Annotated in this window: 23 protein-coding genes; 8 read left to right on the forward strand and 15 right to left on the reverse strand. The window is 39.1% G+C overall.

Features of this window, described 5'->3' with window-relative positions; genetic code table 11:
- Window positions 1-190 precede the first annotated feature (190 nt).
- Window positions 191-817, forward strand: coding sequence for a LysE family translocator (locus GM920_RS10630; RefSeq protein WP_182956855.1), 627 nt, complete (start codon window positions 191-193; stop codon window positions 815-817).
- A gap of 55 nt (window positions 818-872) precedes the next feature.
- Here GM920_RS10630 and GM920_RS10635 read toward each other — a convergent pair whose 3' ends face one another.
- From GM920_RS10635 to ubiE, 14 genes are all read right to left on the reverse strand, one after another.
- Window positions 873-2,774: an amidophosphoribosyltransferase gene (locus GM920_RS10635; RefSeq protein ID WP_182956858.1), complete on the reverse strand. Its 1,902-nt coding sequence runs from the start codon at window positions 2,772-2,774 to the stop codon at window positions 873-875.
- A 170-nt stretch (window positions 2,775-2,944) separates the two neighbouring features.
- A complete protein-coding gene (gene murI, locus GM920_RS10640) occupies window positions 2,945-3,775 on the reverse strand; it encodes a glutamate racemase (protein WP_182956860.1) in 831 nt (276 codons plus the stop codon).
- Window positions 3,776-3,836: 61 nt separating this feature from the next.
- Window positions 3,837-4,391 carry an OmpH family outer membrane protein gene (locus GM920_RS10645; protein ID WP_182956864.1) on the reverse strand — a complete coding sequence of 185 codons (555 nt, stop codon included), beginning with the start codon at window positions 4,389-4,391 and terminating at the stop codon, window positions 3,837-3,839.
- Window positions 4,392-4,442: 51 nt separating this feature from the next.
- The gene (locus GM920_RS10650) at window positions 4,443-4,973 is read right to left on the reverse strand and encodes an OmpH family outer membrane protein (protein WP_182956867.1); all 531 of its coding nucleotides are present in this window, start codon (window positions 4,971-4,973) and stop codon (window positions 4,443-4,445) included.
- A gap of 27 nt (window positions 4,974-5,000) precedes the next feature.
- Window positions 5,001-7,547 carry an outer membrane protein assembly factor BamA gene (gene bamA, locus GM920_RS10655; protein ID WP_394367960.1) on the reverse strand — a complete coding sequence of 849 codons (2,547 nt, stop codon included), beginning with the start codon at window positions 7,545-7,547 and terminating at the stop codon, window positions 5,001-5,003.
- Window positions 7,548-7,610: 63 nt separating this feature from the next.
- Window positions 7,611-8,351, reverse strand: coding sequence for an isoprenyl transferase (locus GM920_RS10660; RefSeq protein WP_182956870.1), 741 nt, complete (start codon window positions 8,349-8,351; stop codon window positions 7,611-7,613).
- An 18-nt stretch (window positions 8,352-8,369) separates the two neighbouring features.
- Window positions 8,370-9,206 carry a type IX secretion system protein PorG gene (gene porG, locus GM920_RS10665; protein WP_182956873.1) on the reverse strand — a complete coding sequence of 279 codons (837 nt, stop codon included), beginning with the start codon at window positions 9,204-9,206 and terminating at the stop codon, window positions 8,370-8,372.
- Between the two features lies 1 nt (window position 9,207).
- Window positions 9,208-10,089 carry an NAD kinase gene (locus GM920_RS10670; protein WP_182956875.1) on the reverse strand — a complete coding sequence of 294 codons (882 nt, stop codon included), beginning with the start codon at window positions 10,087-10,089 and terminating at the stop codon, window positions 9,208-9,210.
- 9 nt (window positions 10,090-10,098) lie between these two features.
- Window positions 10,099-10,761 (reverse strand): CBS domain-containing protein, encoded by a 663-nt coding sequence (locus tag GM920_RS10675; protein ID WP_182956878.1) that lies wholly within the window; start codon window positions 10,759-10,761, stop codon window positions 10,099-10,101.
- The gene (locus GM920_RS10680) at window positions 10,761-11,525 is read right to left on the reverse strand and encodes an alpha/beta fold hydrolase (RefSeq protein WP_182956881.1); all 765 of its coding nucleotides are present in this window, start codon (window positions 11,523-11,525) and stop codon (window positions 10,761-10,763) included. Before GM920_RS10680 ends, GM920_RS10675 begins: the two co-directional genes overlap by 1 nt.
- Window positions 11,526-11,636: 111 nt before the next feature.
- A complete protein-coding gene (locus GM920_RS10685) occupies window positions 11,637-12,083 on the reverse strand; it encodes a GatB/YqeY domain-containing protein (protein ID WP_182956883.1) in 447 nt (148 codons plus the stop codon).
- A gap of 18 nt (window positions 12,084-12,101) precedes the next feature.
- Window positions 12,102-12,857: an SDR family NAD(P)-dependent oxidoreductase gene (locus GM920_RS10690; RefSeq protein ID WP_182956885.1), complete on the reverse strand. Its 756-nt coding sequence runs from the start codon at window positions 12,855-12,857 to the stop codon at window positions 12,102-12,104.
- Between the two features lie 114 nt (window positions 12,858-12,971).
- Window positions 12,972-13,730: a type IX secretion/gliding motility protein PorT/SprT gene (porT, locus tag GM920_RS10695; protein ID WP_182956888.1), complete on the reverse strand. Its 759-nt coding sequence runs from the start codon at window positions 13,728-13,730 to the stop codon at window positions 12,972-12,974.
- Window positions 13,731-13,794: 64 nt separating this feature from the next.
- Complete coding sequence (ubiE, locus tag GM920_RS10700) at window positions 13,795-14,526, reverse strand: bifunctional demethylmenaquinone methyltransferase/2-methoxy-6-polyprenyl-1,4-benzoquinol methylase UbiE (protein ID WP_182956891.1); 732 nt, start codon at window positions 14,524-14,526, stop codon at window positions 13,795-13,797.
- A gap of 52 nt (window positions 14,527-14,578) precedes the next feature.
- Here ubiE and yihA point away from each other — a divergent pair, with 52 nt between their 5' ends.
- The 4 genes from yihA (at window position 14,579) to GM920_RS10720 (ending at window position 19,950) form a co-directional block, all read left to right on the forward strand.
- Complete coding sequence (gene yihA / locus GM920_RS10705; RefSeq protein ID WP_182956894.1) at window positions 14,579-15,205, forward strand: ribosome biogenesis GTP-binding protein YihA/YsxC; 627 nt, start codon at window positions 14,579-14,581, stop codon at window positions 15,203-15,205.
- Between the two features lie 15 nt (window positions 15,206-15,220).
- The gene (locus GM920_RS10710; protein WP_182956896.1) at window positions 15,221-16,096 is read left to right on the forward strand and encodes a UbiA-like polyprenyltransferase; all 876 of its coding nucleotides are present in this window, start codon (window positions 15,221-15,223) and stop codon (window positions 16,094-16,096) included.
- 126 nt (window positions 16,097-16,222) lie between these two features.
- Complete coding sequence (locus GM920_RS10715) at window positions 16,223-17,938, forward strand: M3 family oligoendopeptidase (RefSeq protein WP_182956899.1); 1,716 nt, start codon at window positions 16,223-16,225, stop codon at window positions 17,936-17,938.
- A 56-nt stretch (window positions 17,939-17,994) separates the two neighbouring features.
- Complete coding sequence (locus GM920_RS10720; protein WP_182956901.1) at window positions 17,995-19,950, forward strand: amino acid permease; 1,956 nt, start codon at window positions 17,995-17,997, stop codon at window positions 19,948-19,950.
- Between the two features lie 748 nt (window positions 19,951-20,698).
- Here GM920_RS10720 and GM920_RS10725 read toward each other — a convergent pair.
- The gene (locus tag GM920_RS10725) at window positions 20,699-22,651 is read right to left on the reverse strand and encodes a KUP/HAK/KT family potassium transporter (protein WP_182956903.1); all 1,953 of its coding nucleotides are present in this window, start codon (window positions 22,649-22,651) and stop codon (window positions 20,699-20,701) included.
- A 197-nt stretch (window positions 22,652-22,848) separates the two neighbouring features.
- Here GM920_RS10725 and GM920_RS10730 point away from each other — a divergent pair, with 197 nt between their 5' ends.
- From GM920_RS10730 to GM920_RS10740, 3 genes are all read left to right on the forward strand, one after another.
- Entirely contained in the window at window positions 22,849-23,364 is a 516-nt protein-coding gene (locus tag GM920_RS10730) for a T9SS type A sorting domain-containing protein (protein WP_235964498.1), read from the forward strand.
- A gap of 89 nt (window positions 23,365-23,453) precedes the next feature.
- Complete coding sequence (locus GM920_RS10735) at window positions 23,454-24,065, forward strand: fumarylacetoacetate hydrolase family protein (RefSeq protein ID WP_182956906.1); 612 nt, start codon at window positions 23,454-23,456, stop codon at window positions 24,063-24,065.
- Between the two features lie 5 nt (window positions 24,066-24,070).
- Window positions 24,071-25,792, forward strand: a complete 1,722-nt coding sequence (locus GM920_RS10740) for a M23 family metallopeptidase (RefSeq protein WP_182956909.1) — start codon at window positions 24,071-24,073, stop codon at window positions 25,790-25,792.
- The last annotated feature ends 2 nt before the right edge of the window (window positions 25,793-25,794 follow it).

Raw genomic sequence — 25,794 nt, forward strand, 5'->3', positions numbered from 1 at the left:
ATAACTTATTTTGGTGCGCTAAACATAAATAAAAAAAACTGTTTGCTAAAGTGTAATGTTTACACACTGGCGCTTTCCTATTCCTCTGCTGAGGGGTAGATCTGTAGGGTACAGTCGGGAATCTATTAAAATAATAAGGGTGATTTTATTCATAAAATCGCATATTAGCATAATTTTAGAAGTTAGGTGAATGTTTGAAGCAATATTACAGGGGGTGGGTGCAGGTATATTATTTTCGTTTTTAACGGGTCCTGTCTTCTTTTCCATGATTAAAACGAGCATTGAGAAAGGCTTCAAAGCCGGATTTTCTCTTGCGGTAGGTGTGATTTTTAGTGACATTATCTTTATCACCCTAACCATTTTCAGTGCACAGTTTGTAGACTATAAATCAGAATACTTTCAATATATAGGCATCGTAGGAGGCCTCTTTTTATTTGGAATCGGACTGTATTACCTTTTCAACAAGGTAAAAGTAAGTTATGATGTGGGGGAAATTGCGAAGATTAAAAAGCGCGGATACATCCTTAAAGGATTCTTAATGTGCCTCTTATCTCCAACCACGCTGATGTTCTGGATTATGGTAGGTGGCATTATTTCCGTGCAACTCCACCTTACTATGGCAGAAAAGGTAGTTTTCTTTATTGTAGCCATGGCCACACAGCTGACTGTGGACGGTATAAAAACCTATTATGCGGCAAAACTCAGGTACCGCATCAAAGAGAGAACCATACAAAACCTCAACAGGATTGCAGGCGCTGTGATTATCATCTTCGCCATCCGTTTATTCATAGAGGTCTTATTAAAACATTATAAATAAAAAAATCCCCGTCAGGTATAACCAGACGGGGATTTGTATTTTATGAATTGCTTTATTAATAAGCTCTTTGGTTGCTTCCTTCTTTCCAGTTTACGAAAGCTTTAATCACAACCTTGTTACCACCTGGTGTTGGGTAATTTCCAGAGAAATACCAGTCGCCGGTATGATCAGGACAAGCTACATGTAAATTATCTAAGGTCTGATAAATCACTTCTACTTCTGCATTGATGTTTTCAGGAGTAATGATTTTTGTGATTTGTGCAGAGATCTCTTCTTGCGTGAAAGGTCTGTAAATGTCTTTCACATGGTTAACGATCTGTTCTTTTGGCAACAACAGCGAAGCTTTACATTTCTGATAAACATCTTCAATGATGTGTTCCATACCACGTGCTTTCAACAATTGAATCGCTGCTTCAAAAGCAACAAACTCTCCCATTTTAGACATGTCAATACCATAGCAATCCGGGTAACGGATTTGTGGAGCAGAAGAAACAATAATGATCTTCTTAGGATGCAACCTATCAATGATCTTAATGATACTTTGCTTCAAGGTTGTTCCCCTAACGATTGAATCATCAATCGCTACTAAGGTATCTGTATCGTTTTTGATTACACCATAAGTAGTGTCATAAACATGCGCCACCATATCTTGTCTATCGGCATCTTGCGTGATAAACGTTCTTAGTTTTACATCTTTAATGGCCAATTTCTCTACTCTTGGCTTCATGGATAACAATTCAGTTAATTCCTCATCGCTCAGTTGTGCTTTACGATTCACCAAAGTATCCATTTGTACTTCTCTGATATAGCTGTGTAAACCTTCTACCATTCCGTAGAAAGAAACCTCAGCGGTATTTGGGATAAAAGAGAATACTGTATTTTTAAGGTCTGCACTTACTGCTTTCAGAATCTGATCACACAACAATGCGCCTAAATGTTTTCTTTCTTTATAAATGTCGGCATCAGATCCTCTAGAGAAATAAATGCGTTCAAATGAACAAGCTCTTTTTTCCTGAGGCTCTCTGAAAACTTCCTGAGTTACTTTACCATTTTTCTTAACGATAAGTGCATGTCCAGGTTCGATTTCTTTCACATCTTTAAATGGAATATTGAAAGCAGTTTGAATTGCTGGTCTTTCAGAGGCAGCCACTACAATCTCATCATCTGCATAATAGAATGCCGGACGAATTCCTGAAGGGTCACGAAGGATAAAAGCATCACCATTACCAACGATACCAGAAATTGCGTATCCACCATCCCAGTTCTTTGCAGAACGACGAAGAATTTTAGCGATATCTAAACCTTCAGAGATTTTGTGGGTGATTTCTACGTTGTCTAATCCTTCTTTTTTATAAGCATCAAAAAGCTCTTGATTTTCATCGTCTAGGAAATGACCGATTTTTTCAAGTACTGTTACCGTATCCGCTTTTTCTTTCGGATGTTGTCCAAGCTCATAAAGTTGCTCTAACAACTCTTCCACATTCGTCATGTTGAAGTTACCAGCAATCACAAGATTACGGGTCATCCAGTTGTTCTGACGTAGGAAAGGGTGACAATTTTCAATACTATTCTTACCATGGGTACCATAGCGAAGGTGACCTAGTAAAACTTCTCCGATGAAACTAACATTGGTTTTCAACCATTCAGAATCTTGCATCAGCTCAGGCGTTTCATTCTGGATGTCTACAAATTTACTTTGTACATAGCCAAAAATATCTGAAACCGCATTTTGAGCCATAGACCGGTACCTGCTGATGTAGCGGTGTCCTGGTTTAACATCAAGTTTAATGGTTGCAATACCGGCGCCATCTTGTCCACGGTTGTGTTGCTTTTCCATCAATAGGTAAAGCTTATTTAGGCCGTAAAGAGTAGTACCGTATTTTTCCTGGTAGTATGAGAGAGGTTTTAAAAGGCGGATAAAGGCAATACCGCATTCGTGCTTAATCGAGTCGCTCATTCGTGTGTGATTTGAGCCGCAAATTTACCGTTAATAATTTTCAGAACCTAGAAAGAAATACAATCTTTCATTAAGATTATAATTGATTCTTCATCCTTCCATTGCAGGTAAATAGCCGCTCCCAGAAGGGAGCGGCTATTGTGTTTTCTTGATTTGATCTGAGTAGACGATTAAACCTTAAGATGCATTTTATCCGATTGAACATCCTCGCCAAAGAAAATGGAGGCATGTTGGTCAAAGGTTTCCGTATCGCCCGAAGTAAAAAATCTTCTTTTACTTTCCTGAGCAATCTTTATGGCTATTTCAGGATGTTTTTTCAAATATACATCCAGACTATTGGCCACAATATCCGCCTGTCCAAGCAATTCAATTCCGGAAGGCAAAATGGCTTGAAGTTTAGGAATGAGCAATGGGTAATGTGTACAAGCCAAAAGGATACAATCAATATCCGCATCTTTTTGCAACAGCTGATCCAGGTACTTCTGCACAAAATAATCAGCACCAGGATTGAGGTGTTCATTATTTTCTATCAGTGGCACCCACATCGGACAACTTTGCTGCTGGACTTCAATATCCGGAAAAAACTTATTAATCTCGAGCAGGTAAGAATTGGAGTTCACTGTACCCCTTGTTCCCATTACCCCAATTTTCCGATGTGAAGTATACTCCCCTACCACCTCTGCTGTTGGCCTGATTACACCCAACACCCTATGATTGGGATACTTAACCGGAAGTACCTTTTGCTGAATGCTACGCAAGGCCTTTGCTGAAGCTGTATTACAAGCGAGGATGACCAATGGGCATCCCTGCTCAAACAGCCATTCTACGCATTCTAAAGTATACTGGTAAACAGTTTCAAAAGAATGGTCTCCATAAGGAGAACGGGCATTATCACCCAGATAAATATAATTGTATTGCGGCAGCTGCTTGGCTATAGATTTAAACACGGTTAAACCACCATACCCAGAATCAAAAACGCCTATAGATTGTCCAGTATTCATTGTAAAAAAAAGCGGGATGGTTTTTATCAACCATCCCGCAATTTAAATATTTTAATTCTAATTATTTCTTTGGAGCTGCAGTTGCAGAGATACCCAATTTAGCTTTAACAGCAGCAGTGATGTCATCACCACCATCCCAGTAAACTAAAGCTTGGTTTGCAGTATCAAATACATAAGCAAAACCTTTTTCTTTAGAAACAGCTTTAATTGCTGCATCCGCTTTCACCTGAATAGGGTTAAACAATTCTGCATTTTTAGCTTCCATTTCCTGTTGTGCTTTAGCTCTTGCATCTTCAATACGTTTTTGAAGATCTTGCAATTCAGCACCCGCCGTTTGTAATTCTTTACCAACCGTTTCTTTGTTGGCTTCGCTCATGGTCTTTTGCTTTGCTTCAGCTGCAGAAAGTTTAACTTGGTATTCAGCAATCATTTTCTCTACATCCGCTTGCTTAGCTTTACCGAATGCTTCTAATTTAGTTCTTGCGTCCTTAACCTCTGGCATAGCTTCAATGATCAATGCCGAGTTCAGGTGTGCTAATTTTTGTTGTGCATTTGCTACGTTAGCAGTAAACAATAACCCCGCTGCGATAAAAAATGCGTTAATTGACTTTCTCATTTCTATTTGTCTTAATAAATTGTTTTTACTTGTTTATCTATTTGTGTTTGCTTACTTAAGAATCGTTCCTGGTTTAAAACCAAGCAATCTAATCACATCATTGCTGACATCATAATTACTGCTGGCATAAATCATCATGGTTGCTTCACTGCTTTTATCAAAGATGAAATCCAGTTGTTTCCCTTTTGCTACTTCCGTAATCGTCTTGGTTACTTTATCCTGAATCGGCCCTAACAACTTACCACGTTTCTGGAAAAGTTCTCCATCTGGTCCAAAGATTCTACGTTGAAAATCTTTAGCTTCTTTTTCCTTCTCGATGATATCATTCTCTCTTCTCTTACGCATATCTGCAGTAAGCAATACCTGATCTGCCTGGTATGCTTTATACATTTTATCGATCTCCACAAAATTCTGATCTACTTGTGTCTGCCATTGTTGTGAAGCTACATTCAGCTCATTCAATGAAGACTTGTATTCCGGAAGGTGCTTCAAAATATATTCTGTATCTACATACGCAAACTTCTGTGCAAAAGCCCCCATACAGGTAAAGCTTAAGAAGCATATTAAAAGGTATTTTTTCATAGCCTGTTTTTTATTGTTCCTCGTTAATTAAAATCCGCCTAGCTGTTGAGCAATACTAAACGTAAATGATTGCTTTCCTCCATTTTCAACTCCAGGAATTTTGTCGAAAGGAAATCCATAATCAATACCCAACAATCCAAATATCGGTAAAAATATCTTCGCACCAAAACCTGCAGAACGTCTAACGTTAAAAGGATTGAAATCTCCGAACTTGTTCCAGGTATTACCACCCTCAGCAAAAGCGACAAGGAAGGCTGTAGCAGATGGACTGGCAATTACCGGATACCTTACCTCCAACACATATTTCGTGAAGATTGGACTACCTGATTGTTGTGCAATCTGTACGTTAGATCCATTAGGAATCACTGCAGAGTTTGCATAACCACGCATCGCGATCAACTCAGATCCTTGTAAGAAGTCAAAGCCTTGCATACCGTCACCACCCAATTTGAAACGCTCGAAGGCAGGATCACCAACGTCTTTATTATACGATCCAAGGAAACCAAACTGTGCCTGTGCTTTCACGACAAACTTACCGCTAAGTCTATGGTACCATTGTGTTTCAAATTTCCATTTGTGGTATTCTGTGAATTTATAAAATTCTTTATCAGGAGCGGTCTTATAATTCAGTTTATTAATCAATGAATATGGAGGTGTTGCCTGAACAGTGAATTTAAAATAAGAACCACCTGTAGGGAAGATTGGAGAATCACGTGAATCCCTGCTCAACTCCTGTGCTAAACTGATGTTATAAGAAGTACCAGTACTGAATTTATAACCTGGATAGTTGTTTAGGATATACTGTTGGAAACTCAAAGCATGACTCAACTGGAAATAGTTGTCCGGGAAGTTTAACCTTCTACCTAAACTAACCGTTACCCCGTTCAGTCTGATTCTTTGTTGCTGACCACGACTATCTACTTCTTTCAATCCATTAGACTGTAGAGAGGTAAATGCACTCACACCAAAACTCACTGGTTTTTTACCACCTAACCATGGCTCAGAGAATGAGAAACTATAAGACTGGTAGTATTTACCATTCGTTTGTCCACGTAAGCTTAGCTTTTGACCATCACCTTTTGGTAAAGGTTTGTAAGCACTTGGATTGAATAGATTTCTCAAAGAGAAGTTATTGAAAGTAAGCCCTAAGGTACCGATGATGTTACCACCACCAAAACCACCAGACAATTCAATCTGATCAGAAGGTTTTTCTTCTACTGCATATTCAATATCTACTGTACCATCAGCCGGGTTAGGCTTAGGTGTAGGTACCGTTTTAGATTCATCAAAGTTACCCAATTGACCAATCTGACGAACCGTACGGATCAATAAGTCTTTAGAGAATTTATCACCTGGCTTAGTGTGTACCTCACGAAGTACTACCCTATCGTTAGTGATCGTATTTCCTTTTACCGTAATCCGGTTATTGGTGTATTGAGGACCTTCATAAATGCGGACTTCCACATCAACGGTATCACCATAGATTTTAGTCTGGATAGGATCAACGTTAAAAGTTAAGTAACCATCATTCAAGTACAAACTTGAGACATCATCACTGTTTGCACTACCTCTTAATTTTTTCTCTAATTTTTCTTCACTGAAAACTTCTCCTTTTTCAATCCCCAGAATACGCTCCAGGTCTTTACCTGCATATTTAGCATTTCCTACCCAGGTGATATTTCCGAAATAGTATTTAGGGCCTTCAAATAAGTCGATTTTAATCCCAATCGATTTATCGTCATATCTGTAAATGCTGTCTTTCAAAATTACCGCATCACGGTAACCTTTATCCTGCATTTTAGCGATCAGTGTTTTCTTGTCTTCGTCGTATTTTTCTTTATTGAATTTACCCGATCCGAATATTTTGTAGAAAGCCTGTTGTTTAGTTTTCTTTAAGAACTTACGCAGTTTAGCGTCCGAAAACACTTCATTACCAGTAAAATTGATCTCATGAACTTTCACCTTACGGCCTTTGTCTACAATCACTTCCAAAATCACATGGTTCTCCTGATTTGGATCTGGCTTAGTCTTATAACTTACTGTTGTGAAGAAATAACCTTTCTCCAACAAGTATTTTTTAATGATACTGGTTGTAGAATTGTATAAATTCTCGTTGATAATAGATTTCGTTGACTTCGCATTTAACTTCTCCAGGATATCTGTTTTTTGAGATTTGCTAACCCCTTGGATATCAAAAGAAGACAATCTAGGACGTTCTACTACTTCGATATCGAAGTAAACTGAATCCCCCTCAATTTTAGTAATGTCTAGTTGTACATCATCAAATAATCCTTGTTCCCAAAGGATTTTAATTGCGTTTGCTGTTGCTTCACCTGGAAGTACAATGCGTTCCCCTTTAATTAATTTTGAAAGGGTAATGATCACATCTTTGTCTAAGAATTTTGTTCCTGACAGGGTTACATCTGCGATAGTGTATTCCTTGGGATTAAAATAATCCAGATCCAGGCCATTAACTTTTAATGTAGGAGTTGCAGGATTGGACTGAGGACGGATCTGTGCCATTGTTGGTAAACCAATCAATAACAATAGTATAAGTTGATATATTCTTTTCATTTACAATCTAAAAATCGATGCTAAGTTAATTTAAACACATGTTAAAAAGTGTTAAAAGTAAAATTAGTTCAGTTGTTCGCTAATTTTACCGAAGCGGCGTTCGCGTTTTTGGTAGTCTACAATCGCTTCAAAAAGATCTTCTCTTCTGAAGTCCGGCCAAAGCGTATCGGTAAAATACAGTTCCGTATAAGCCATCTGCCACAACAGAAAATTACTAACCCTGTGTTCTCCACTGGTTCTGATCATCAGCTCCGGATCAGGAATATTAGTGGTGGTTAGCTGGGCAGAGAAAAGTTCTTCATTAATCGCATCGATTTCAATCTCCTGATCTTTAGCTTTTTGAGCCAATTTCTTGGCAGCCTCCAGGATTTCCCATTTCGCACTATAACTCAAGGCAAGCGTCAGGGTACAACGGGTATTTTTCGCTGTATTGTCCATCGCACTTTTCAAGTCATCAATACATTTTTGAGGAAGAGAGGCAATGTCTCCAATCGCATTTAACCGAATGTTATTTTTATTGAGTGTTGCGGTTTCCTGATTAATAGTAGAGATCAATAACTCCATTAAAGCATTGACTTCTTCAATGGGTCTATTCCAGTTTTCCGTAGAAAATGCGTATACGGTCAGGTATTTGATACCGATATCGGCACAACCTTCTACAATATCTTTCACAGATAGCACACCGCTTTCATGGCCAAAATGCCTGAATTTACCTTGGTTTTTTGCCCATCTCCCGTTTCCATCCATGATGATTGCGATGTGTTCAGGTAGGCGTGTAACGTCAATTTGTTCTTTAAATCCCATTTATGAATGCAAATATGCTTAAAATGTATAACATTTTTGGGACACAAAGGTATAAGATATGCCAATACCTACAAACATATAAGTATCTCTTTTTCTTAAGTCTCCTCTTTGAGTCCCGTAAAGATTAGTAACTGGTAATGAAGGGTCAGCGTTGGGGAAGCCCGACAAGTGCTGACGGATCAGCCTCAGGTCTGCCGGGTCATTGGCTGTATAATCAGCCATAGGGTATTTCCCACTCACATCATCCAGGTAATCGGTGTAAGCTGTCCGGTAACCGATCTGGGTAAATAAGCCCCAATTGTCTTTTAACCTGACTTTAAACCCTACACCGTAAGGCACTGTAACTGCAGAATTCCCGTAAGCTTCCTTTTGCCCTTCGGTACGATAAAAGCGAAGCTGATACTCTTTTTCTCCAGGATTTGAAGGAATATCATACTTCCCGATTGGGTTGAACCAAACCCCTCCTATCCCTGCAAATAGGTAAGGTGTGAAATTCTTAGTTCCACCTCCGGCAAAATATTCAAAGAAGTTGAAGTCAAGTTGCAAACTGAACTCATTCAAATTGCTCTTAAAATTAAGCCCCCTTTCTCTGAATTGTGCATTTTCAGATTCCCGGTCGTCTGCTTTGATTTTTCCATGCATATAATGCAGGCCCAGGGTCCAATAAGGATCAAAGTTAACTTTGACATTGGCTCCGGCAGAAATACCGCTGATTTTCAATGGCTTGTTTTGATTCAGATCTCCCATATATCCGGCCCCTCCACCGATCAGGCCAAATTCCAAATTCTGGGCAAAGGCGGAAGATCCAATGAAAAACAGGGCAAAAAAACAGAAGAGCTGAATTCTGAAATGCATTTTAATAATTTCGGGTATCGATCCCCCAAAGTAGTTTATTTCTCAATGTCTTCAAATAACTTTCGTCATTTAATCTGATCAGATTGACATGAAAATTAGCTTTATTGAGTGTTAATTTCACCGATCTGTCTACGGTTTCTGTCCGGGAATCACATGATACGAGAAACTTAGCGCTTCTGGCTTCGACTTCAAAAGTCAGCGTTACATCATCAGGAATGATCACCGGTCTAACATTCAGGTTATGCGGAGCAATCGGTGTGATGACAAAATTCTGTGAGCTTGGGTAGATAATCGGACCACCGCAGCTTAAGGAATAAGCGGTAGAACCGGTAGGTGTGGCAATGATTAAGCCATCTGCCCAATAAGAATTGACAAACTCGTCATTCATATAGGCATGAATGATCATCATCGCAGACTTATCTCTTCTATGAATAGTGATGTCGTTTAAGGCGAAGTTCTCCTCGCCGAAAAGGTCTAATTTAGAATCCAGATTGATCAGGGTTCTTTTGTCCAGCGCATAGGATTTACTGCGTAATGCTTCAATCGCCATGCGAATTTCATCTTTATTGATGCTGGCTAAAAAGCCCAACCTGCCAAAATTAATTCCGACTACAGGAATTCCGGAATGACGGATCAAGGATAGCGTATCGAGCAGCGTACCATCACCTCCAAGGCTGATCAACACATCTGTTTGATCCACCAATTCGGTATGGTGACTAAAAGCGACAATGCCATCAGGCAGCTTTATTTTGTCTTTAATAAAGTCAAGGTAATCTTTGTAAACAAGAATGGGTGTTTTCAACTCCCCCAACACATTGAATACTTCCTGTACGTATGGTAGAACACTATTATTGAACTCTCTACCGTATATTGCAGTTCTCATTTATGGGGTTTATACGTTTAAATAATTCATGAATGAATTATATCTGTCTTCGGTACCATCGTCTGAAATGGTGCTGTTAAACACAGCTTTTACCTGGTAATTATACCGCTCAAAAGAGGCGATAATTCCCGACAACTCAGTTTTATTGATCTTTAAAGTCACCTCTAATCTTGTGGAATCGGGAAAAGATTGCACATAAGAAGAAAGGATCTGCGCATTGTCTGCTTCCACTATTTGTGCCATATGGGAAAGGGAGTTATTGCGGTTGTTGATTTCCAGCACAATAATTCCCCCCGGCTCTTTCACAGCATAGATCTCTGCGGTATAATCCAGCAGATTATGAATAGAAATAAGCCCCAAATAGTTCTTTTTATAGTCCAGCACTGGCATTACTGATAAATTCAATTGATGAAACAGTCTGATGATGTCATAGATATGTGCATCTTCATACACAAAAGGGTTTAAAATAGACAAAGGCAAACTTCCGATTGCCTGAGTGGTATCCCTTAATTCTATCAACTCTTCCTCTGCCAGTAAGCCTAGAAACTGTGTTTCATTGACAATGGGTAAATGGTATAGCTTGAACTCAGTCATCCTCTCCAAAGCGTTCTGAACTGAATCAGAAGTCTTTAGTGGGGGGATTGAATTAGATATGAGTTCAGCTGCGTACATTATTTTAATAATATTCTATTCAAAAACTTCTCCAAATATTCATTGAAGATTTCCGGACGCTCCATCATCGGGGCATGTCCACATTGATCAACCCAATTTAACTCTGAATTAGGCAGTAGTTCATGGAACTCTTCTGCTACTTCAGGAGGAGTAATTTTATCCTGTTTCCCCCAAATTAAGGAAACCGGGATCGTGATTCTGGACAGTTCTTTAGACATATTATGGCGGATAGCAGATTTAGCTAAGGCCAGAATTCTGATCACTCTGGAACGGTCATTTACACTTTTATATACCTCATCTACCAATTCATCCGTTGCTATTGCAGGATCATAAAAGGTATACTGTACTTTTTCTTTAATATAATCACGGTTCTCTCTTTTTGGGAAAGACCCGCCAAATGCATTTTCATATAAGCCCGAACTTCCGGTCAATACCAGTGCTTTTACGTTTTCCTGATGAGCGGCAGTAAAGACTAGTCCGACATGCCCTCCCAATGAATTCCCGATTAAAACTACCTGATTAAGTTTCTTATATTTTAAAAATTTGTGAATATATTTTGATAAACTTTTTACACCTAAAGTGAGTATTGGGAGTTCATAAAGTGGTAAAATGGGTACAATAACATGATACTTTTCTTTGAAATGATCTATCGTTGGTTCCCAGTTGCTCAACTCTCCCATTAATCCATGAAGTAATACCAGGGGTTCTCCTTTTCCAGCCTCAATATATTTAAACCCGTCTTCGTCTATTACTTCGTATTTCATATTTTGTGTTAATAAGGTAATGCTACTAAGTTAGTGCAGTAAATTAAATTATATGTAATTTAAGTCATTAATTTTCGAAAAAAGTTTAAACACATAAAATCTAAGCATAATCTATGCCAATTGCGTTTTAACGATTTCAGCGATCAATTTACCGTCTGCTTTACCTGCAAGTTCTTTGTTGGCAAGGCCGATAACTTTACCCATTTCTTTTACTGAAGTTGCACCTGAATCTTTAATAATCTGTGCAACAATACTTTCGATTTCTGCCTGATTCAATTGCTTAGGTAAGAATTGACTGATCACTTCGATTTCTTCTTCTTCGATAATGCTCAAATCTTCACGACCTTGAGTTTTGTAAATGTCTGATGATTCTTTACGTTGTTTCACCAATTTTTGAAGAATCTTAGCTTCGGTTTCTTCCGTGATTTCTTCTGCTGATCCTTTTTCGGTTTTCGCCAACAAAAGTGCTGCTTTAATCGCTCTTAAGCCTCTTAATGCGGCCTGATCTTTAGCCAACATTGCTTTTTTAATTTCCTGATCTATAGTATTTGATATCATATCTTTTGAATTGAAATTTTAATCTCTTTTAATAATTGCACCTGATGCCTGTGCGGTTGGCATAATCAACATGTCATTAATATTGACATGGGCCGGTCTGCTCACTGCAAACCAGATGGCTTCGGCAATGTCATTGGCCACTAAAGGCTCCAAGCCGTCATATACTTTTTTAGCCCTACTTTCATCTCCTTTAAAACGAACTTTAGAAAACTCCGTTTCTACCATTCCAGGATTGATCGCTGTTACTTTAATGCCATGTGGCAACAAATCAATGCGCATCCCTTTGTTTAGGGCATCTACAGCATGTTTTGTGGCACAATATACGTTTCCATTTGGATATACCTCCTGTCCGGCAATAGAACCTATGTTTATAATGTGTCCGGATTTCCGGGCAATCATCCAGTTGGATACAATTTTAGTCACATACAATAAGCCTTTTACATTGGTGTCGATCATGGTGTCCCAATCGGAAATATTCCCTTTATCAATTGGATCTAAACCCTGACTTAACCCTGCATTATTGATCAGCACATCTACCTGTTTCCAGGCAGCGGGCAATGTTTCCAAGGCATAAGAAAGATCGTCATGAATCCGGACATCTGCCACCAACGTTTTGGTCTCAATGCCATATTTATCTTCCAGACGCCTGGCCACTTCTTTCAACAATTCTTCTCTTCTTGCTACAAGAATCAAATGATAACCTTGTGCAGCAAATAAATCAGCACAGGCGGCTCCAATTCCTGAAGTTGCTCCTGTAATTAATGCAGTTTTCATTGGTATATTGTTTTTTTAATGCTAATTGTTAAAAATGATTTCCTCCCTTAAAACCGGAGTAATGCGCGATTAAGCTGATAATAGTCTGAACAAAACTAAAAAAAATCTGACAAATCACTCAAAAAACAAACTGAAGGTCACATGGCGCAACATCAGCTTATCAATTGGATTAGAAAACACATGTGGTACTTCCCTTTTCATGACACTATCAAAAGAATAAGATAATTTCAGCTCAGGTGACATTTTGAAGTATTCAAAATACAAATCCATACCCAGTCCGGCTTCATAAGAAAGAAAGCTTTTTTTGTTGTTCAGAAACATCTCCATGGGATCAGTCACCTTCGTATTGTCGCTTTTTTTCTTGGAGGATATATCTGTAGAGTACTTAACTCCACCAATCATGTACGCCCTGAAGTTGTTCCTTCTGTTGGATTTTATTTTCAGTCCGAGTGGAAACTCTACCAGGGTGGATTGTACTTTCTTTTCTACATCCAAAAATGGCTGTCCCGCAGTGATTGGAATATTTTCAAAACGGTAAGTCAGTATCCGATCGTTAAACACCAAAATTGGGGTCAGGCGAACATCCACGTTTTCCAATAACTTTTGGTTCACTACAAATCCGATTCCAAATCCAGGAGAGGGCTTCGCGGAAATTGAGCTCAATCCTCTGGGCACATAATCCGGTAAATCAGTGATTAATCCTGGACTTTCCTTCCAATCTGTTTTCTTTAGTAATTTATATTCCGAAGAGATGTACTGAAAGGTAAAACCAAAATGCAGATCAGTATCGTCTATTCCCCCACCCCAATTCTGCGCATTGGCGGTACCCACCATAAGCATCAAAAGAGAAAAAAGGGATAGTTTTACTTTCATACAGCTTCTTTAATTGGAATATCGTGAATTTATCCAGCCGAACCAAGATCCGGCCAGATCATTATTATTTTACACCCGTATAAATTGCACAGACACCAAATGTCAATCTGTTATCTTTCGCTTCCTTAAAGCCAACTTTAGTCATCATTTGATTAAAGGCTTCCCCATCCGGGAATGCGGCTACAGATTCCGGCAAATACGTATATGCTTTATTATCTTTTGAAAAAACCTTGCCCAATAATGGTGTGATGTGGTTAAAGTAAAAATTATAACCTTGTTTAATTGGGAATTTTCTTGGTTTAGAGAATTCAAGGATCACGATTTTACCTCCTGGTTTTAGCACGCGGTACATATCTGCCAGTCCCTTTTCTAAATTTTCATAATTTCTTACACCAAAGGCTACGGTTACCGCATCAAAATGATTGTCTTCGAAATGTAAACCTTCAGAATCGCCCATTTGAACAGAAAAAACACCGCCCAAATTACGTTCTTTTATCTTTTTACGTGCTACTTCTAACATTCCATCAGAAATATCTACGCCAATTACCTTTTCTGGATTAAGAATTTTTATCGCTTCAAAAGCGAAATCTCCGGTACCTGTTGCGACATCAAGAATCAAGCGCGGTTGTAGCGCTTTCAGCTCTCCAATCGCCTTTTTACGCCATAGAATGTCAATTCCGAGCGACATAAAGTGATTTAAAAAATCATAAGTTTCAGATATGTTATCAAACATAGAGGCTACTTGTTCCTTTTTAGTAGCAGTTGCAGACTGGTAGGGTGTGATCTTTTCGTTCATGGTAAGCTGCAAAGATAAGTATTGTTGAAAACTAATTTTCTACCTTTGTCAAATGATTATAAAATCAGCAACATTTATTTGTAGTAATACAAAGGTTTCAGCTTTGCCTGTAGCCAATATGCCCGAATATGCATTTATCGGACGTTCCAACGTAGGGAAGTCTTCATTGATCAATATGCTGGTCAATCAGCATGGTTTAGCAAAAACGTCCCAAAGGCCGGGTAAAACCCAGTTAATTAACCACTTTCTCATCAACGAGAAATGGTATATTGTAGATTTACCAGGATATGGTTATGCCAAAGTTTCTAAGAACAGCAGAGAAAGCTGGGAGAAATTCATCCGCAACTACATCACCAAAAGAGAAAGCTTACAATGCGTTTTCGTACTGATTGACAGTAGATTGGAGCCACAAAAAATTGACCTTGAGTTTTGCTGTTGGATGGGAGAAATCCAAATTCCTTTTGTATTGGCTTTCACAAAGGCAGATAAACAATCGGCAGTAAAAACGGACAAGAACATCGCAGCCTTCAAAAAAGCCTTAGGTGGATGGTTTGAAGAAATCCCTCCATGTTTTGTGACTTCTGCCGAAAAGCACCAAGGTAGAGATCAGATCCTGGACTTTATTGAACAGACAAATCTTGATTTCGCGATGCCAATTTTAACGCCTAAAGAAGACTAAACAGGTATTGGTGATATGAAGAAATATTTTTCACTGGTTTTGTTTGCCCATTCCGTTTTTGCACTTCCTTTTGCGATGATTGGTTTTTTTCTGGGTGTAACCACAACCTCCAGTCCTTTTAATTGGATGTTATTAGTGATGGTATTGCTGTGTATGGTCTTTGCCCGCAATGCGGCGATGGCCTTTAACAGGTACCTGGACAGAAACATTGATGCCAAAAATCCACGCACCCAAATGCGTGATATTCCTGCAGGAAGGGTATCAGCTAATGAAGCACTGATCTTTGTCATTGTCAACTGTATTTTATTTATAGCGACCACTGCATTCATCAATCCGCTTTGCTTTTACCTATCACCGGTAGCTTTGTTTGTGGTGTTATTTTATAGTTACACCAAAAGATTTACCGCACTGTGCCATATGGTACTGGGCTTAGGTCTTTCTTTGGCTCCCATTGGTGCTTATATTGCAGTAACCGGACATTTCAGTCTAATTCCAGTGCTATATTCTTTTGCTGTGCTCTTTTGGGTAAGTGGCTTTGACATCATCTATGCCCTTCAAGATGAAGGTTTTGACCGGGATGAAAAACTACATTCCATTCCCGCAGCATTGGGCATCAAAAACGCCTTAAAACTTTCAGAACTGCTCCATGTACTTTCTGCATTGTGTGTCATTGTACCCATTGCTTTGGCTCCGGATAACTTTAGTTGGTTTTATTACTTGGGAGTTGCATTTTTCTGCGCAATGTTGATCTATCAACATTTATTAGTTAAGCCAAATGACATTAGTAAAGTAGATAAAGCATTCATGACGACCAACGGCTTCGCTTCTGTAATTTTTGCAGCTTGCTTCCTTGCAGATGCCTTAATGAGGACCTTACTCTACACTGCTTAAACGAACTTTAGGAAAAAAAAATCCTAATCTGTCTTCGCCTTTTTCGAGCCCTGCTTGAAAAAGGCTTTTTAATTTAAGCCTCTGCCCTGCGTTCATTATATTTGCCTTGGTAATTTAAATAAAACTATGATCAATCTTAATATACCTGTAAAGCAAAGAACTTACATTCCGCAGCAGCTCGAAATGAAATGGGACAATTTAGCGCCTATTTTAGCCGAGTTGCTGGAACGCCCAATTGCTGATGTTGCCGAACTGGAAAAATGGCTGAAAGACAAAAGCGAATTGGAAGCTGCATTGGAGGAAGATTTTGCCTGGCGTTACATTCGCATGAGCTGTGATACAGCCAATGAGAAACTGGTTGAAGATTTTCAATACTTCGCTACGGAGATTGAACCAAAAATCTCTCCGATCGCCAATCAGCTGAATAAAAAATTCAATGACAGCCCATTTATCGATGAGCTGGATCAGGAAAAGTATTTTGTTTACATCAGAGCAATCAAAAAAGCAATTGAGATCTATCGTGAAGAGAATGTAGCATTACTCACTAAATTACAGGTTGCACAACAACGCTACCAAGGGATTACCGGTGCCATGACTGTCGAAATTAATGGTCAGGAATATACACTGGAGCAAGCTTCAAACTTCATTAAAGATACAGACAGAGCAGTAAGACAACAAGCATGGGAAACCATCCAGCAACGCCGTTTGGTTGACAAAGACGATTTAAACATCCTTTTTGATGAGCTATTGGTGATGCGTCATCAAGTCGCTTTGAATGCAGGATTCGAAAACTATAGAGATTACATGTTCCAGGCTTTGGGCAGATTTGACTACAGCCCTCAGGATTGTTATCATTTCCATGAAGCCATTGAAAAGCAGGTTGTACCTATTTTAAAAGAACAGGCCCAAAAACGTGCAGATGCCTTAGGTTTAAGTATTTTGAAGCCTTGGGATATGGAAGTGAGCACTACAGGTAAACCAGCCTTAAAGCCCTTTAAAAATGGCACAGAGTTGATTGATAAAAGCATTGACTGTTTTAATGCAATTGATCCAAAGTTGGGACAAATGCTGGCCACCATGAAAGCAAATAACCTTTTTGATGTGGAGAGCAGGAAAGGTAAGGCACCTGGAGGATACAATTATCCATTGGCAGAAACTGGTGCACCATTCATCTTCATGAATTCTGCAGGTTCATTGAGAGACCTGACCACGATGGTACATGAAGGCGGTCACGCAGTCCATACTTTTATGACGGCCAACCTGGAGCTTAATGATTTTAAACATTGTCCTTCTGAAGTTGCTGAACTTGCTTCCATGAGCATGGAGCTGATTTCTATGGATTACTGGAATATTTATTTCGACAATGAGGAAGATTTATTACGCGCCAAAAAAGAGCAACTGGCAGATGTATTAAAAACCCTTCCATGGGTGGCGGTGATTGATCAGTTCCAACATTGGCTTTATACCAATCCTGGTCATAATGCGGCTGATAGAGAGGAGACTTTCAAGCAAATTTATACGCGTTTTGGTGCAGGATTCGCAAATTGGGAAGGTCAGGAAGCTGAATTTGGAAACCTATGGCAGAAGCAATTACACTTATTTGAAGTTCCTTTTTATTATATAGAGTATGCGATTGCACAATTGGGTGCTATTGCCATCTGGAAAAATTACAAAGAAAATCCACAGCAAGCATTGGAACAATATCTGGCTGCCCTTTCACTGGGTTATACCAAGCCAATCAATGAAATTTATAAAACAGCAGGCATTAAATTCGACTTCAGTCTGAGTTATATTGAGGAGCTAGCTTCCTTTGTAAAAGACGAATTACAGAAATTAGGTTAATTGTTTACAAGTAATTTATAAGTTTGAATAATACAAACTAAACTAACCACCATTCAATGTTTGAAAAACTCTTCAGAAAGAAGTCAATATCCAAGATATTAGAAGATGCAGCAAAGGGCCATGGGGAGCATGGCGACTCCTTACAAAAAACCTTAGGAGTAAGAGACCTTACTGCTTTTGGAATTGCAGCCATCATCGGCGCAGGTATCTTCAGTACCATTGGAAAAGCGAGTGCGGATGGAGGTCCGGCAGTAATCTTTCTATTCATCTTTACCGCTATTGCCTGTAGTTTTGCAGCTTTTGCTTATGCTGAATTTGCTTCTATGGTACCCGTTTCCGGTAGTGCATATACGTATTCTTATGTCGCTTTTGGCGAATTAGTGGCCTGGATCATTGGCTGGTCGCTGATTATGGAATACTCTATTGGAAACATCACTGTGGCCATTTCCTGGTCCGATTATTTTACGGGACTCCTCTCCTCCATTAATATTCCCGCCTTAGGCATCAAAGGGATTCATGTGCCTGATTGGGCCACCATGGACTACCTTTCTGCGTATAACGGACATAAACATGCGGAAGCATTGATTAATGCCGGTAAAAGTTTTGCAAACCTGGATGAGGCTACTAAATTGGCCAATAACGCCTGGATTACCGCACCAAAAATCGGCAATTTCCACATCGTTGCTGATATTCCCGCACTGGGGATCATCATCCTCATTACCTGGTTGATCTACAGGGGAATGAAAGAATCCAAAAATGCAAGTAATGCCATGGTTGTGGTGAAATTAGCCGTAATTTTATTGGTATTGGCAGTAGGTGTCTTCTATGTAGATACCGCCAACTGGGATCCTTTTGCGCCCAATGGGATATCAGGAGTGCTAAAAGGCGTATCAGCTGTATTTTTTGCTTATATCGGCTTTGATGCCATCTCTACTACTGCAGAAGAATGTAAGAACCCACAAAGAGATCTTCCAAGAGGAATGATGTGGGCGATTATCATCTGTACGATTTTATACGTTGCCATAGCGCTGGTACTTACTGGTATTGTCAACTACAGCCTTTTAGCTGTTGGTGATCCTCTTGCCTTTGTTTTTGACCACATCAACCTCAAATTGATGAGTGGAATTATTGCAGTAAGTGCGGTATTTGCCATGGCCAGTGTATTATTGGTTTTCCAAATGGGACAACCTAGGATCTGGATGAGTATGAGCCGTGACGGTCTATTGCCTAAATCTTTTTCGAAGATTCACCCGGTCTATAAAACACCATCCTTTGCAACGATTGTGGTAGGTTTTGTGGTTGCGATTCCTTCGTTGTTTATGAACCTGACGATCGTTACCGACCTTTGCTCCATAGGAACGTTATTTGCATTTGTATTGGTTTGTGCAGGTGTATTGGTGCTTCAGAACAAACCAAATATTCAGCGTGGTAAATTCAAAACGCCTTATGTGAACTCCAAATACATTATCCCGGTGGTATTAATTGGTGCCCTGGTATTTGGCTTTACGGCTTTTAAGAAAGAAACAAATGCGTTTATTTTCAATACGCCAAGGATTTATGAACCTGTTCATTTTATCACCTCTCTTAGCGGAACCGAGTTGGAATCCGTAAAAGAAGAGATTAAAAATGGCCCGGTAAAAATTACGCCAGGAAAGACATTGGATGCTGCAGCCTATTTAAGTGCCTTATCTGAATCGCAATACCAACAGTTCATTGATCAATCCGCAGTCAGCATGGAGAAGAAATATGAAGAAGGATGGGCATTGTTTAAACATAAAATTCCAATGTGGATCTTCTTTACCATCTGTCTGGTGATTACCTATTTCTGTATCACCAAAAACTTATCCCTAATCCCCGTTTTAGGGTTAATGAGTTGTTTATATATGATGTGTGAGCTAGGTATTTCCAACTGGATCGGTTTTGGGATCTGGCTGGCCGTTGGCTTGGTCGTGTATTTCCTTTACGGTTACAGACATAGTAAACTAGGAAAAGAAAGTCAGGCGATTTCATAATCCATTGATAAAATATAGCATGGGCTGCCTTTTCAGGCAGCCCATTTTTTTTGCTTCAGTTTTAGCCTATCCTCAGTTCCGATTTTAACCAGCGGTTAACAGGAGAACTACCTATATTCAGCTCTATTTTTCAACTGTTCTTCTTTTACTACGCTTTTGCTATTGTTTTGCTCCAGCAATAGCAGCGCAAAACAATAGCAAAAGAAGAGCAAAACAATAGCAAAACAGATAGCGAATCAAGCACGATTATATTTGCCTGGATAACCAGGAAAACTCCGTTAAAACTTCGGTATCAAAAAAGAAACTCCGCTGGAATTACAAGCGTTTAACCTTGATTTTGTTGAAATTTCTGAAGAAATAAAAATTTCAAAATTTAACTTTATTATTTCTTTATAAATAAACATAAAGCTAGAATTTCTAGCAACTACTTGTCTTCTTTGCTCAATAATTGCCCATTATTGCAAAAAAAATCATATCTTAGATATGGTATTCGTACCAGGTTAAATTGCCCTCCTATAATTATCCCTATAGTTGTTCGGTCAGATGGCCAACACAAAAGGCTCCTCCCCGGAGCCTTTTTTAATGATTTAAAATTCCAGAGACCTTTTTAAATTCTTTCTACCACATCATCATTAATGATATAGACCTGATTATTAAAAATTTGAACCCTAATGCCTATCCATCTTATAAACAAAAAAAGGCTGCTCATATGAATATGAGCAGCCTTGTATGAGCAATTAATCCCCTTTTAAACTGGCAATCGGGTCAATTCTATATCATCTGGAGTGACGAAGATCAAAGGAACTTTCTCCACATCGACATAACTGGAATCCAATCCAAAACTTCGCTCTTCAGAAAGACTGAAGCGTTTCAGAATAAAATAATAATCCATGACACTACGTTCATAGAAACTCAGTTTAGAGAATTTGGACAAGTGTTTTTCTAACAGCACGAATCTAAAATCTCCTGCAATTTTATGTTTATTTAAAGAGGTATACTGGCTCGTAATGTCCACTTCCCCATTTTTCACCAAGTCTTCAATTACTTTTCTATACAGCAGGTTTACACTTTGTTCTACCCTGAAACCAAGTTTAAAGTCGATACGAATCAATTTTCCAGGAATCAGGAATTCTACCTTATATTCTCTCGTATACGGCTCATCCACCACATCTACGTGCACCAGCCAATAGATATCGGCACGTTTCGGCTCTTTCTGAATGATCGAGTAAATAATTTTAGATTCAATTTCTGTTTTAAAGTTGGCACTGGTTAAGTACACCAGTTGAGAAGAATATTTAGGAACGGATTCATCTACACTCAGCTCAGAGATAATCTGGAAGTAATCTTCAATCTCTACATATTTAACAAATCTGTTTTTGATTTTTCTGGATACATACCAGCTCCACATCACTGTGAATAAGGCAGAACCGATTAATACGGTCATCCATCCACCATGGAAGAACTTCGCAAGGTTACCTACCAGGAAGGTAGATTCTATCACACCATAGATCAATAAAAAGATCACAATCACATAGACAGGAACCTTTTTACGTTTCATATAAGCGGCCACGAGTATGGTGGTCGACAGAAACGTTAAGTTGATGGCAAGACCATAAGCCCCCTCCATCCTACCGGATTCCTTAAGAATCAACACGATAGCCACACAGCCCATCCATAACAACCAGTTGATGGAAGGCACATAGATTTGACCTTTCTGAATACTAGGATAGTTGATTCTTACTTTAGGCCATAAGTTTAACCTTACTGCCTCAGAGATTAGCGTGAAAGAACCTGTAATCATCGCCTGACTGGCAATGACGGCTGCTAAAGTGGCCAGAGCTACCATAAACAACAGATATGCGGAAGGTACAATTTCGAAAAATGGGTTTAGCTCCACCTCATAATGAGGACGGTGTAATACCCACACCCCTTGTCCGAGGTAATTTAAAATCAGCATCACTTTCACAAATACCCAACTTACCCTGATGTTGTTTTTTCCGCAATGTCCCATGTCAGAATACAAGGCCTCTGCTCCGGTAGTACATAGAAAAACACCCCCTAAGATCAGTAATGCCGCGGGATTATGGATCAACAATATCACTGCATAATAAGGATTCAAAGCCTTTAAGATGGTGAAATCCTGCACGACAAACAATAAACCCAACAATCCCAATGCACTGAACCATAAAAACATGACCGGCCCAAAAAGCTTTCCAACGAGATTGGTTCCAAACTGTTGAATGACAAAAAGCCCCGTAATGATGGCGATAACGATTGGAATGGTAGGCACATCCGGGAATTTCAGCTTTAGTCCTTCAATAGCGGTAGTTACCGTGATACTGGGGGTAATAATTCCATCGGCTAACATCGCACATCCACCTATTACGGCGGGTAAAACAAGCCACTTCGCATTTTTCCTGACTAGAGAGTATAGTGAGAATATCCCTCCCTCTCCTTTATTATCGGCTTTAAGTGTAATCACGACATATTTAATCGTCGTTTGTAAGGTTAGCGTCCAGATGATACAGGAAATGGCACCAAGAACCAATTCCGGAGTCACTGCTTGTCCAGCCCCTTTTACTGCTGTAAAAATCGCTTTTAAAGTATAGAGTGGCGAGGTTCCAATATCCCCATATACAATACCTAAACTAATGAGTAACCCTCCGGCACTGAGCGCATTTAAATTTTTCTGATTTGACACTTTGTTCTAATTATGCGGTAAAATTACAGTAAATAAACAAATTTACAATCCTATAAAATCATAGAGCGTTGATTATGGTTTAAAAAGACAAACAACACAGAACGCCATAAGTTGTTAAATATTGTTAAATATTAAATTAGCGAACAAAATCATTGATTTTATTGTTTTATTATTTATATTTTTGGAACTATCCAGACATGAATAAAAAACTACAAATTAAGCAGCTCTTGAAGATTTCTTGCATTTTATGCCTGAGTGTTTTCTGCGGCTTAAATGTTTTAGCTCAAAGACAGGACAGTATCATCTCAAATGTAAGGGCGAAGAAGATCTACAAGACTCCGCAAATCAAAGCCAATGTCCCTACCTATAAGCCTAAGTCGGCTTTTGGTTATATTCCATATAATGATGTGCTGGCGAATACCAAAGGCACAACAAGCATTAAAGCCGATAAAATCCTTACCGTCATCAAAGTTTATCCGAATCCGGTAACTGATCAGATTAATCTGATTTTGAAATTAGATCGTGAGTCAAACCTTTCTGTGAAGATCATGGATTTGCTGGGAAATGAAGTAGTTACACTTGCTAATGAGCGAGTTGCTGCAGGAGAACAAACAAAAAGCTACAATATCCCCAACCGATTAAACAGTGGAATTTACTTCTTAAAGGTCGTTTCCGGATCTGAAACCATAGTAAAACGCATTTCCGTTTTATAATTCCCCCTATTCTTTAGTATTTTTGGGGAGGAAGAAACTTTCAGAGTTGAATCTTGTTAGTTCCATAATTATTAATCCCAAATCTGAAGATGAAGATCATTGCCATTGGCCGCAACTACGCTGCGCATGCCAAAGAATTAAACAACCCTGTACCAGGAGTTCCGGTTATATTTCTAAAACCGGATACTGCTGCCTTAAGAGAAAATAAACCTTTTTACATTCCTGAGTTTTCTTCCGACATACATTATGAACTGGAAGTGGTATTAAAAATCTGTAGAGAAGGAAAACATATCGCTGAGAAATTTGCAGGTAATTATTTCGAAGAAGTTGGTTTGGGAATCGACTTCACCGCAAGGGACATTCAGACGCTACACAAAGAGAAAGGCTTGCCATGGGAATTGGCAAAAGCATTTGACCACAGTGCTGCTGTTGGAACTTTTGTACCCAAAGCGCAGCTAAGCGACCTACACAAGCTTCCTTTTGAACTTCAGATCAATGGAGAGACGCGCCAGAAAGGGAATACCCAGGATATGATCTTTTCATTTGAATACCTGATCTCTTTTATATCTCAATATTTTACCCTGAAAAAGGGAGACCTGATTTTCACAGGTACGCCGGAAGGTGTAGGACAAGTACATGAAGGCGATAAACTAGAAGCCTGGATGGATGGCCAGCAATTGTTAAATTTCGAAATAAAATAGTTTAGATGATTAAAATAAACTTCTTACTGTTGACCTTGGTCTTGTTCAGTTTTGTAGCCGATGCACAACAGATTTTTAGTAATCAAAAATATCCATTAGTAGATTTCAGGTCCCCACTGGATATTGTTCCACCAGCATTGGCTGGTTCTTTTGGAGAACTCAGACCCAATCATTTTCACTCCGGCATGGATTTCCGCACCAATCAGCGAGAAGGATACCCGGTATATGCCATCGCCGATGGCTACGTTTCCCGTTTAAGAGTACAAAACAGTGGTTTCGGACTGGCAGTTTACCTGACCCATCCAAATGGATATACTTCTGTATATGGACACTTGTCGCGTTTTAACCCTAAAATCGCACAACAAGTGAAAACCCTGCAATATCAAAAGAAATCCTATGAGATTGATGATTTCCCTGCGGCCACACTCATTCCGGTTCGCAAAGGAGATGTGATTGCCTACACAGGTAATACCGGTAGCTCTGGCGGTCCTCATTTACATTTTGAGATCAGGGATACAAAGACAGAAGCAACGATCAATCCGCAATTATTTGGCTTTGATATCCCAGACAATATTCCCCCAGTGATCTATTCGATGTATGTATACCGTTTAAATCATAAACCTTTTAATGAATTTACGCCTAAACAATATTTTCAAGTCATCGGTGCAGCTGGAAATTATAAACTGAACCAGGTAAGCACAATTAATTTAGGTGGAGAAGTTGGATTTGGAATTATCAGTACAGACAAACACAATGGAGCTTCGGGCACAAATGGCGTTTACTCCATCGAATTGGAGCTGGATGGCAAAACTGTTTTCACTTCTTCCATGGAGCGATTCAAATTTGAAAATAGCAAAGCGATCAATTCCCACATCGACTACCCCACATTTATCAACACCAAAAAAAGCATTCAAAAGAGCTTCGTAGACCCTGGGAATCCATTAGGTATTTACAGCAATCTGGTGAATAATGGAAGGATAGATTTTAATGATGGTAAACTCCATGAGTTAAAATACATCATCACTGATGGAAAAGGGAATAAAAGCGTGCTGCCATTTAAGGTGCAGGCAGATGATAAAGCCGTACTTAAAACACCGGAACAAACACCTGGAATTACTTATGCGTACGACATCCAGAATGAATTTAACAATCCGGAGGTCAAAGTTATTTTACCAAAAGGAACCTTGTACAACGATCTGAATTTCCAGTATAAGACTTTCCCAAAACCTGCAGGGAATGCTTTTTCTGCCATACATCAAATCCACAATAACCTCACGCCATTACACCTGGGTTTTGATCTTTGGATTAAAGCCGACAGCAGCTTGGACAAATACAAAGAGAAGGCTTTGATCGTTAGTAGAAGTGGTGCTGGTCAGGGTGGTGCTTATGACAACGGTTACGTAAAAGCAACACCAAGAAATTTCGGCAGCTTCTATATTGCCATTGACACGCTCCCTCCTACCCTGACACCTTTAAATATCAGTGATGGAAAAAACATGGCAGGGATCAGTAAGATATCCTTTAAATTGAGAGATAACCTTTCCGGTTTGAAAAGTTTTAACGGTTATGTGGATGGTAAATGGATTTTGATGGAGTTTGATAGTAAAACCGCGAGCTTATGGCATACTTTTGACGGTAGCATTGCTCCAGGGAAACATACCCTGGAAGTTATTGTTACTGATATGAAAGGCAATAATAGAAATTATTCAATCACGTTTTATAAATAGCA

This window comes from Pedobacter gandavensis (assembly GCF_014172405.1).
GTDB lineage: Bacteria > Bacteroidota > Bacteroidia > Sphingobacteriales > Sphingobacteriaceae > Pedobacter > Pedobacter gandavensis.